The organism is Phycicoccus flavus (genome assembly GCF_004025965.2).
Taxonomy (GTDB): domain Bacteria; phylum Actinomycetota; class Actinomycetes; order Actinomycetales; family Dermatophilaceae; genus Phycicoccus; species Phycicoccus flavus.
Map to the genome: position 1 here is coordinate 1 of NZ_SAYU02000128.1, position 3602 is coordinate 3602.

The following is a 3602-nucleotide window of genomic DNA, read 5'->3' on the forward strand; positions in this document are numbered from 1 at the left end:
GACACCCAGGTCACGGTGCTCGAGGCGGGCGAGGAGCTCGGGGGCAAGCTGCGCCTGGCCACGGTCGCCGGGCACCGGGTCGACGTCGGGGCCGAGGCCATGCTCGCGGTCCGACCCGAGGGCACCGCCTTCGTCGAACGGCTGGGGGCCGGCGCCGACCTCGTGACGCCCGCGACGACGGCCGCGCGCGTCTACAGCCGGGGCGCGCTGCACCCGCTGCCGACGGCGACCCTCATGGGCGTGCCGACCGACCCGTCCGGCGCGCTCGGGGTGCTCACGGCCGACGAGGTCGCGCGCGCGGCGGACGAGCGGCCGTGGCCGGGCGGCGGGGTCGAAGGCGACGTCACGGTGGGAGAGTACGTCGGGGCGCGGCTCGGGCGCGCGGTCGTCGACCGGCTCGTCGAGCCGCTGCTCGGTGGGGTCTACGCCGGGCACGCCGACCGGTTGTCGCTGCGCGCGACGATGCCCGTGCTGTGGGATCGCGCCCGCGCGGGGACGAGCCTGCTGGAGCCGGTGCCGCCCCGGGTCGACGCCGACGGCTCGCGGCGGCCGCCGTTCGCCGGGCTGCGCGGCGGTCTCGGTCGCATCCCGGAGCTCGCCGCCGAGGCGCTGCGCTCGCGCGGGGCGCTCGTGCGGACCCGGGCCGTCGTCCGCGGGCTGGAGCGGTCGGGGGAGGGCTGGCGCCTCGTCGTCGGGTCCGCCGCCGACCCCGTCGCCGTCGGCGCCGACGCGGTCGTGCTCGCCCTGCCGCCCGCCCCCGCGTCCCGGCTGCTGCGCGCGACGGCGCCGGCCGCGGCGTCCGCGCTCGGGGAGGTGGCGACGGCGTCGATGGCCGTGGTCACGCTGGCCGTACGCCGCTCGGGCACGCCCGCGCTCCCGGGGTCGGGCTTCCTCGTGCCGCCGGTCGAGGGGCGGGCCGTCAAGGGCAGCACCTTCAGCGCGGCCAAGTGGGCCTGGGTGGACGAGCTGTCGCCCGACGTCCTGTACCTGCGCGCGTCCATCGGCCGGGCCGGCGACGAGGCCGTGCTCCAGCGCGACGACGCCGACCTCGTCACGCTCGCCGTCGCGGAGGTCGGCGACCTGCTCGGCACGCCGCTCGGTCCCGTCGTCGACCACCACGTGCAGCGCTGGGGTGGGGCGCTGCCGCAGTACGCCGTCGGGCACGTCGACCGCGTCACCGCCGTGCGCGCCGACGTCGCGCGCCTGCCCGGTCTCGAGGTCGCCGGCGCGGCGTACGACGGCGTCGGCGTCCCGGCCGTCCTCGCCTCCGCCCACCGCGCCGCCGCCGGCGTCACCGACCACCTGACCCGTACCACCCCCGTCCCAGGAGAGAGCCGATGAGCACCCCGCCCGAGTCCGAGCCCGCCGCCGCGCCGGCGTCCCGCCCCACGTCCAAGCCCGGCGCCGCCCGGATCCGCGAGATCAACGACACCATCCGCTACGCCATGTGGTCGGTGTTCCGGCTCGCGGCGCCGTTGGGGTCGGCGGACCGGGAGGCGCTGGCGGCCGAGGTCGGGGCGCTCGTGGAGGACCTCGCGGCGCACGACGTCGTCGTCCGGGGCGTGTACGACGTCGCGGGCCTGCGGGCCGACGCCGACGTCATGGTGTGGTGGCACGCCGAGACGGTCGAGGCGCTGCAGGACGCCTACCACCGGCTGCTGCGCACCGGACTCGGCGCGCACCTGGAGCCGGTGTGGTCGGTGGCGGCGCTGCACCGGCCGGCCGAGTTCAACAAGAGCCACATCCCGGCCTTCATGGCCGACGAGGACGCGCGCGACTACGTGTGCGTCTACCCGTTCGTGCGGTCCTACGACTGGTACCTGCTCGACGACAAGGAGCGGCGCGACATGCTCGTCGAGCACGGGCAGATGGCGCGCGGCTACCCGGACGTGCGGGCCAACACGATCTCGTCCTTCGCGCTCGGCGACTACGAGTGGATCCTGGCCTTCGAGGCCGACGAGCTGCACCGGATCGTCGACCTCATGCGCGAGCTGCGGGCCTCCACCGCCCGCCGGCACGTCCGCGAGGAGGTCCCCTTCTACACCGGCCCCCGCGTCACCGTCCCCGACCTCCTCACCCGCCTCCGCTGACCCCCCGCCCGACCCCCTCACCCACCCCGACCGTCACCCCACCCCCACCGTCACCCCACCCCCCGCTGACCCCGACTTTCCCGCCCCATCCGGAAACGCCGGGGTTCGCAAGGGCCGACCGGGCCCGCAAACCCCGTCTTTCCCGCCCCATCCGGGAACGCCGGGGTTCGCAAGTGTCGACCGGGCCCGCGAAGCCCGTCTTTCCCGCCCCGTCCGGGAACGCCGGGGTTCGCAAGGGTCGACCGGGCCCGCGAACCCCGACTTTCCCGCCCCATCCGGCAAAGCTGAGGTTCGCAAGGGTCGACCGGGCCCGCGAACCCCCGACTTCCCTTGCGGAGCGCGTGGTCTCCGCTCGCGGGGCGTCCGTCCACAGGCCGGGAGCGACGAGGTCGCCGTCCACAGATCTGCGGCGGGAGGTGGCGTGCGCGGGATCCCGGGGCGACCGTCGGGCCATGGACCTCCTGCACCCCGACCTCGCCCGTCTCGCCGCCACGCAGCGTGGGGTGTTCACGACCCGGCAGGCTCGCGCCACGGGCGTCGGTGCGTACGCCCTGGAGCGGCTGCTCGACCAGGGCGCGCTGGGCCACCCGTGCCGCGGTCTCTACACCGTCGAGTCGATCGTGGCCGACCTCGGCCCCGAGGACCGGCACCGCGCGCTGTGCACCGGCGCCCTGCTGCTCTACCCGGACGCCTCGTTCACGAGCGTCAGCGCCGTCCTGGCCCACGAGCTTCCGGTCTGGGGCGCGGCCATGGCGCGACCGCACCTGCACCGTCCGATCGAGCGCAGCGTCGGCGTCAAGGGCTTCTGGATCCGGCCCCGGCCGCAAACACCCGGACGCCCCGGCCAGACGACGACCGGCCTCGGCCCTGCCGACGACGTGGCGACCGCTCTCGTCCAGCTCGCGATGGACCACGGGATGTCGAGCGGCGTGGTGAGTGCGGACGCCGCCCTGCACGCCGGGCGGGTGACGAGGGACGCGCTCGAGGAGGCGGTGTCCCTCGTCGCCACGTGGCCGGCGTCGTCACGCCCGCGGGCGATGCTCACGCACGTCGACGGGCGGTCGGAGTCGGTCGGGGAGTCCCGCTGCCGTGTCGACCTCGGCGTCCACGGGATCTCCACGGTGCCCCAGGTGGAGATCCGCGACGACGACGGACGCTTCGTCGCGCGCGTGGACCTGCTGGTCGAGGGGACGAGAGTGGTCGTCGAGTTCGACGGCAGACTCAAGTACGCCGATGGGGACCCGCGAGTGCTGTACGCCGAGAAGGCCCGCGAGGACCGGCTGCGGGCACTGGGCTACGTGGTGGTCCGGATCTCCTGGGCGGACCTGGAGGCCGGTCGCGTCGTCGCCAAGGTGAGGCGTGCCCTGGCCGTCACGGTCTGAGCAAGGGAAACCCGGGGTTGGCGGTGCCGGTCGACCCTTGCGAACCCCGGGTGTCCCGGATGGGGCGGGAAAGTCGGGGTTCGCGGTGCCGGTCGACCCTTGCGAGCCACGGATATCGCGGATGGGGCGC

The 3602-nt window shown here is 75.7% G+C and carries 3 protein-coding genes; all 3 read left to right on the forward strand.

Annotated elements, in window-relative coordinates:
* On the forward strand, positions 1–1341 hold a 1341-nt coding region (gene hemG / locus EPD83_RS19960), incomplete at its 5' end, for a protoporphyrinogen oxidase (protein WP_205859642.1).
* Positions 1338–2090: a hydrogen peroxide-dependent heme synthase gene (gene hemQ, locus EPD83_RS19965; RefSeq protein WP_128367833.1), complete on the forward strand. Its 753-nt coding sequence runs from the start codon at positions 1338–1340 to the stop codon at positions 2088–2090. The genes hemG and hemQ, both read left to right, overlap by 4 nt.
* Positions 2091–2542: 452 nt before the next feature.
* Positions 2543–3472 carry a type IV toxin-antitoxin system AbiEi family antitoxin domain-containing protein gene (locus EPD83_RS19970; protein ID WP_128367834.1) on the forward strand — a complete coding sequence of 310 codons (930 nt, stop codon included), beginning with the start codon at positions 2543–2545 and terminating at the stop codon, positions 3470–3472.
* Positions 3473–3602 lie beyond the last annotated feature (130 nt).

Bases quoted from the DNA above. Each gene is read 5' to 3' on its own strand.
- hemQ (WP_128367833.1), top strand. From the start codon at position 1,338: ATGAGCACCCCGCCCGAGTCCGAGCCCGCCGCCGCGCCGGCGTCCCGC.
- EPD83_RS19970 (WP_128367834.1), top strand. From the start codon at position 2,543: ATGGACCTCCTGCACCCCGACCTCGCCCGTCTCGCCGCCACGCAGCGT.